This window comes from Streptococcus oralis, from assembly GCF_001579025.1.
Classification (GTDB): domain Bacteria; phylum Bacillota; class Bacilli; order Lactobacillales; family Streptococcaceae; genus Streptococcus; species Streptococcus oralis_X.
The window spans coordinates 1,046,409-1,053,251 of sequence record NZ_KQ970235.1; the positions used below are offsets into that span (position 1 = coordinate 1,046,409).

Annotated in this window: 4 protein-coding genes and 1 pseudogene; 1 reads left to right on the top strand and 4 read right to left on the bottom strand. The window is 38.7% G+C overall.

Going from position 1 to position 6,843, the window contains the following annotated elements; translation table 11 throughout:
* Window positions 1-48: 48 nt before the first annotated feature.
* Window positions 49-448: pseudogene (gene mnmM, locus SORDD27_RS05080) on the bottom strand (tRNA 5-(aminomethyl)-2-thiouridylate-methyltransferase MnmM); the annotation flags it as partial.
* Window positions 432-1,388, bottom strand: coding sequence for a tRNA modification radical SAM protein MnmL/YtqA (gene mnmL / locus SORDD27_RS05085; RefSeq protein WP_061427703.1), 957 nt, complete (start codon window positions 1,386-1,388; stop codon window positions 432-434). The pseudogene mnmM and the gene mnmL, both read right to left, overlap by 17 nt.
* Before the next feature lie 91 nt (window positions 1,389-1,479).
* Between mnmL and SORDD27_RS05090 the strand changes: the two genes are divergently transcribed.
* Window positions 1,480-1,839: a DUF3397 domain-containing protein gene (locus tag SORDD27_RS05090; RefSeq protein WP_061427705.1), complete on the top strand. Its 360-nt coding sequence runs from the start codon at window positions 1,480-1,482 to the stop codon at window positions 1,837-1,839.
* Window positions 1,840-1,971: 132 nt separating this feature from the next.
* Here the strand turns inward: SORDD27_RS05090 and SORDD27_RS05095 are convergent, their stop codons facing one another.
* Both SORDD27_RS05095 and SORDD27_RS10300 read right to left on the bottom strand, forming a co-directional pair.
* Window positions 1,972-5,577 carry a Cna B-type domain-containing protein gene (locus tag SORDD27_RS05095; RefSeq protein ID WP_061427707.1) on the bottom strand — a complete coding sequence of 1,202 codons (3,606 nt, stop codon included), beginning with the start codon at window positions 5,575-5,577 and terminating at the stop codon, window positions 1,972-1,974.
* A 592-nt stretch (window positions 5,578-6,169) separates the two neighbouring features.
* The coding region (locus SORDD27_RS10300; RefSeq protein WP_231069298.1) for a SpaA isopeptide-forming pilin-related protein at window positions 6,170-6,843 on the bottom strand (674 nt) is incomplete at its 5' end.

Below are 6,843 nucleotides of genomic sequence, written 5' to 3' on the forward strand. Positions count from 1 at the left end.
AAACCTACCAATACAGCACTCCCTCTCAGTATCCTCCCTCCTTCATCGACCATAGTAGATCATGATAGACAATCCCGTCCCCCTTGACAAGCAAATGACACAGCTTTTCTAATGCTTCGATAGTAGTCTGAGGTTGAGTGATGACGGATTTGTCAGCAGAAGGCAGATAACCCAGATTAAAAATCCCTGCCTTAGCTTCTGTCACAAACTGATCAAGTGTCTCATGACCTTGCAAGATTAACTGGGTATTTGTCATTCCAGCCTGATCCAAACGCTCTTGCGTCTTCTCCAAAGCCTGCTCCTGGATATCAAAGGCATAGACTTGCTTGGCTAGCTTGGCTAAAAATAGCGTATCGTGGCCATTACCCATAGTCGCATCCACTACGATATCCTCTTTTGTCACAACTTCCGCTAAAAAATCATGTGCCATCTCAAGTGGTCTTTTCATTTTTAAACTCCTGTTTTACAGCCTTGCATCCTTGCACACTTCCACGACGTCGCATCTCAGTTTCAATAGCATTTAGCACTTCCCATTTATTAAGGCTCCACATGGGACCTATCAACATATCTCTCGGTGCATCTCCTGTGATTCGATGGATGACGATATGCTTGGGAATGATTTCCAGTTGGTCACAAATGACCTTGACATACTCATCCTGACTCATCAGTTGCAAGCGTCCTTCGTGGTAATCCCGCTGCATGCGCGTATTGGTCATGAGGTGAAGCAAGTGCAGTTTAATTCCTTGAATATCATTATCCGTAACACAGCGACGGACATTTTCAATCATCATCTCATGAGTCTCACCGGGCAAACCATTAATTAAATGGGAAACAATCTCAATCTTGGGATACTTTCTCAAGCGTTTTACTGTTTCAACATACAATTCATAAGAATGGGCACGGTTAATCAAGTCAGAGGTTGCTTCAAAAGTAGTCTGTAAGCCCAATTCTACCGTCACATGCATGCGTTCCGACAACTCAGCCAAATATTCGATGGTTTCATCGGGTAAACAGTCTGGCCGTGTTCCGATATTGATTCCTACTACACCTGGCTCGTTGATAGCCTGCTCATAACGTTCCCGAATCACTTCCACCTTTTCATGGGTGTTGGTAAAGTTTTGGAAATAAACTAGATACCTTTTAACATCTGGCCATTTGCGGTGCATAAAGTCAATTTCCTTATAAAATTGCTCACGGATAGGGGCATCCGGTGCCACAATGGCATCTCCAGAACCTGAAACCGTACAAAAAGTACAACCACCATGAGCTACAGTTCCATCACGATTTGGACAGTCAAATCCCGCATCAATAGGAACTTTGAAAGTCTTTTCTCCAAAAAGTTTTCGATAATAATCATTCAAGGTATTATAAGATTTCATAACTTTCATTATAACAAAAAACACCTACAATCTCAAAAGCCTGACTTTCCAACAAATTCCCTTGTTTCTCATTTCCTTTAGTGATTTTTTATGATACAATATGGGTATGATTTTAATGAAAATAGCATCTATTTTATTATTGATATTAACCTTGGTGGTTTGCTTTATTGTCACCAAGCTTTTCGGACTTAGGAAAATAGGATTTAATTTCGCGGATCTAGCTTTTCCACTTTTGGTATTTGAGTACTACCTGATTACTGCTAAAGCCTTTACCCACAACTTTCTACCGCGACTTGGAGTCGCACTTTCTCTCCTAGCAATCCTCCTTGTAGTCTTTTTCCTTGTCAAAAAACGAAGTTTTTATTACCCTAAATTCATCAAATTCTTCTGGAGAGCCGGTTTTCTCCTTACCTTAATCATCTATATTGCTATGATTGTCGAATTGATGATGGTAAAATGATTACCAACCCTGTATTTAATTACCGGGTTTTTCTTTTACTCCTATACTTAAAAAGACCAGAGGAAGCCTCTGGTCTTTTTGTCACAGGTTAAACCTAAGAAAATAAATGAAAACTATCTTTCTCACGCTAGATTATTTATTTTTACGGCTTACAAAGTACAATCCTCCAGTCACTGCCATCAAAGCGAGTCCTGCAACTACTGCTGCGTTAGATACTTTTTCGCCAGTGTTAGGAAGTTTAGGTTTTGGACCTGGTTTCTCTGGGGTGTAAGTATTCGTAATCGTGTAACCATCCACCGCTTTTGTATACCCTTTAGGAAGTTCTGCCTCATCAATGGTATAGGTAATTTCTTTACCATCTTGATTGCGATCAAGGTCTTTAAATTCATAAGTCCAACCACTTGCTTCTGAAGCTATTGCAGTTTTACCAGTATCTTTACCATTGGCAAATAGTTTAACTGTAATAGATGCTGGGCGAGCGTCTTTATGGTTTTCATCACCTTTCCAGATCTTCTTACCTTTTACAGATGTTTTCTCTGGTGTATGAGTGTTGGTCACATTCATACCAGTTTCAGTAGCTGTGTAACCTGTAGGAACACCAACTTCTTTGACTGTGTACTCGATTGCTTTACCATTTTGGTAACGATCCAGTTCAGTGAATTCATACTTCCAACCTGTTTCAGCTGTTGCGATTGCTGTCTTGCCAGTTTCTTTACCATTGGCAAGAAGAGCGACAGTGATAGATACTGGACGGATACGATCTTGGTCGTTATTATCAATCCAGGTCTTTTGTCCACTTACAGCAATTTTTTCTGGTGTATATTCATTGGTAATGGTGTACTTGCCATCCTTATCTGTAGTGATGGTTGCTTTGTATTCTGTCATAGCAGTTTCTTTGACAGTGTACTTGATTAGTTTACCATTTTCATACTTAGGAAGTTTTTTAGATTCGAACTTCCAACCAGTTGCTTCTGATACTTCAATTTCTTGAACGACTTTGTCGCCGTTAAGAATTTGAACTTTCACAGATGTTGTACGTTTGCCGTCTTGGTTGTTGTTATCTTTCCACACCTTGGTTCCTGAAAGGATAACTGTATCCGGATTGTGAGTGTTAGTCACTACTTGACCAGTTACAGAGGCTTCATAGCCAGCTGGTACATCCACTTCCTTGATAGAGTAAGTGATTTCTTTACCAGCTTCGTACTGTGGAAGATTGGTGAAGGATGCTACCCAAATGTTAGCGTCCGTCTTATCCTTAGCTGTCAAGATCAATCTCTTACCTTCAACGGCTACTGGATCTGCATCTCCTACTTTTTTATAAAGTTGAACCGTTACGGACTCAGGACGTTTACCGTCTTGGTTATTCGCATCGTTCCATACTTTTGTTACCTTGTAGTCAATTTCTTTAGGAGCATATTTGTTTGTGATGGTAAAGTCTGTAATAGTCGCTTCGTATTCTGCTACGGCTTCTTCTGTTACAGTGTATTTGATTTCTTTACCAGCTTTATATTTTGCTAATTTTTCGAATGTAGCAGTCCATGTTCCGTCTGCAGCAGCCTGAATTTCTTTCGAATCAACTTTCTTACCGTCTGCTAAAAGATTGATTGTAATCTTAGTCGGACGTTTGCCGTCTTGGTTATTAGCGTCATCCCAGTTCTTAGTTGCTTTTACATCAACTGTTTCTGGTGAATAGCTATTTGTGATAGTGAATCCTGATGCAACGTCACCAGTAACCTTAGAAGTGTAACCAGCAACAGTTACTTCTACTACCGTGTACTGGATAGGTGTGCCGCCTTTATCAGCATCAAGGTCTTTGAAACTTCCAGCCCAACCATTTGCTTCAGTCAATTCAAGTGTTTTACCAGTATCTTGATCATCTGCAAGCAATTTAACTGTGACAGAAGTTGGACGTTTACCGTCTTGGTTGTTCTCGTCCTTCCATACTTTCTTCACAGGAACTTCCGTTTTTGCTGGAGTGTAAGTATTCTCGAAAGCTTTTTCATCATCGTAAGAAACAGTTGCTTCAAGTGCACCTTTACCCTTGTCCGCTACAGTAACTGTAGCCGTAACAGTTTTAGTGTCGTACTTGATGCTTGTATCACTGCCAGCTTTTTCAGCAATTTTAAAGGTATAAGTCCCTGCTTTGTCGAATTCCAATTCTGAGAAAGCAATGTTTCCGTCTTTGTCATTCTTCACAGTTTCTTTCACCTTACCATCTTGGTCTGTTAAAGTGAATTCAAACTCTTCAGCCTTCAACTCACGTCCTGTAAGTTTTTTATTAGCTTTAATCTTAACTTTAGCTTTGCTACGTTTATTTGTAACTGTTTTGATAGCTCCATCTTGTCCAACAGTCATCTCAAATGGAGTAGGATTCAACTCATATCCCTCAGGAGCTTCAATCTCGGTTACTGTATAGTTCCCTTTCTTGATATCACTTTCTGAGTAAATAGATGACTCAGCAATTCCGTCATCATTTGTCGTTACAATTTCCTCTTTAGCCGTAGCTCCTGCCGGAGGAGTAATCTTGAATTTTGCTCCTTTTAGACGGTCATGAGTCAGCTCGTCGACCTTGTAAAGAATGATACGGTAAGCTGTCTCTAATTGTATAGTTCCTCCTGAGGCCACAACAGAATTACCAATCTGCTGAAGTACCGTCTTATTACTATAATCTTGATACTCCAGTTTTTTATCATTGGCTTTTACTTCGACATTATTCAGTACTTTTGTACCATCTCCTGGAGCGCTCGTTTTATAACCAATTCGAAAAGCTGCTGGTTTTCCATTTTTAGCTACGATAGAAGAAGCGTTGTTAATGGTAATGGTGAATTCTGTATAAGAATCATTCCACTTAATTTCGTAATCTTTACCAGCTTCTAAAACTACCTCGTCTTTCATGTAGTATACTTTGTTATACCAACCTGCTATAACACTGAGAGATTCTGGAATCATTTGCATTGGTGACGAATTTGGATCGACCCAATCATGAATCTCAATTTTATCATATGAAGCTTGCTTTGGATTGACCCTAACATACCACGTATGAAGATATTGACCACTCTTATTTAAAGCTTTTGAGGTCCAGGCTTCCTTACTAATTAATCCATGATATTTACTAAAGTTGGCTTTGCCAATTCCTTCAGAATAATCAACCTCACCTCTTCGACCAACCCTGATTTGATAAGTAATTTCATTTATTGTTTCTGTCTTTTCAAAGCGTAGTGTTTGCTCACTTAGTTCATTCTTAGAACTAAATCCAAGATAGAAGCTTCCTCTAACATTCTGAACGTAGATTCCCTTCTTCTTCTCTAGGTAAGTTTTTAAATTTTTTAGGGTAATTGTAGCCTTTCCACCATTATTATCACCATTTGACACAATTTTTGCTTCTCCGATAACAAGGTCTGTTTCCTTGTCCTTTAGATCAAAAGTTTCCTCTCTAACTGACAAAGGACCTGGAACGGTGAATGTAAAGGTGTCACCATCCTCCAACTTACCATCGTAAGCACTTAAATCATAATCTACGATAAACTTGTAGTTCGGGTAATCATTATGCTCAGGAGACAGAGTATAAACACCATTCGCATCCGGTTTTATAAATCTACCATTATCAACCTCCCAAATTCCAATATTACTGATAACGTTCTTCAGTTCCTTTGCTTGAACTGAATTTGGAGCAAAGATCATCCCTAGCAAACAGGCCAGAGAGGTTAGGATGGGTAACCAAAATTTCTTGTTCTTCATAATCTTCCTTTCTAAATTACCGAAAACATTAAAACGACCAACTCTGATAATAGATTCCCAATACTCATCTCCTTTCAGACTTATTGAAATACATGAGAGTTATTAATTAAACTACATCATATTAACATATTTCATAACTATATGTGAGTACAATACTTATCGTATTTGTTCTGTACTTAATATAGAAATTTCCTTTAATTTCATTATAAAACAAAATTAACTTTTTTTGTAATATTATGAGGTTATTGCCTTTTGAAAATGTTGACATAGTGTAAAATTACTGTCATAAAAATTAATTCTTTCATCACACTGAAGTTTCTTTAAGTTTAGTGTACACATACGAACAACTTCTCTTTTACACAAACAGAAAGAAACATTGCACAAAACATTCCATTTATTTATAAGTTTGATATACCTTAATAATTATCCAAACTATTTTATATAAGTAAAAATCAGAAGAGATCTAGTAATAGTCATACCCCATACTGATAAATAGTTTAATTTAACATATTTCATTATTCTGAACCATAAAAAAAGACCAGGGGGTTATCCCTGATCTTTCTTTACTGTACTTATTGGCTACTAAATGAGATTAGTCTTCTTTTCTTCGTTTAGTTGCTACAAGACCTGCACCTAAAGCTAGAAGAGCTAAACCTGCTGCTAATGCAGCTTGTCCAGATTCGCTTCCAGTGTTTGGTAGGTTAGGATTTTCTGGTTCAGTTTGGTCCGTTACTACTAACTTACCATCCTTAAACTCAACCTGATTTCCACTAGCATTTACCACTGTTACAGTTCCGTCGTAGTTAACTTGGAATGTAATATCTGTTACTGCTAAGTATCCGGTTGGAGCGGCCTCTTCATGGAAAGTATATACTCCCGGAGTCAAATCAAGTACATGTGATTGATTAGCTTTTGAAGTCCATTCAGCCACAGGTGTTCCTGCAACCTTCTTACCGCGGAAAATTTGGATTTTAGCTCCCGCGATTTCTTCACCCGCTAAATTTACCTTGCTGAAGGTAATCTTACGTGGAAGGTCATCGTCTTTATCGGTTACAGTTACTGTTGAGCCGTTGGTTACGACCTTGTTTTCTTCACCCTTAGAGTCTTTTTCTCCAACATTTGTCACTTCCACTGTGCCGTCGTGTTTGACTTGGAAAGTGATGTCCGTTACTTTGAGGTAGCCTGTTGGGGCTGCTTCCTCATGGAAGGTGTAAGTGCCTGGAGCCAAATTCAAGTCTTTAGACTTACCAGCTTCTGAAGTCCAGC

Bases quoted from the DNA above. Each gene is read 5' to 3' on its own strand.
- mnmL (WP_061427703.1), bottom strand. From the start codon at position 1,388: ATGAAAGTTATGAAATCTTATAATACCTTGAATGATTATTATCGAAAA.
- SORDD27_RS05090 (WP_061427705.1), top strand. From the start codon at position 1,480: ATGGGTATGATTTTAATGAAAATAGCATCTATTTTATTATTGATATTA.
- SORDD27_RS05095 (WP_061427707.1), bottom strand. From the start codon at position 5,577: ATGAAGAACAAGAAATTTTGGTTACCCATCCTAACCTCTCTGGCCTGT.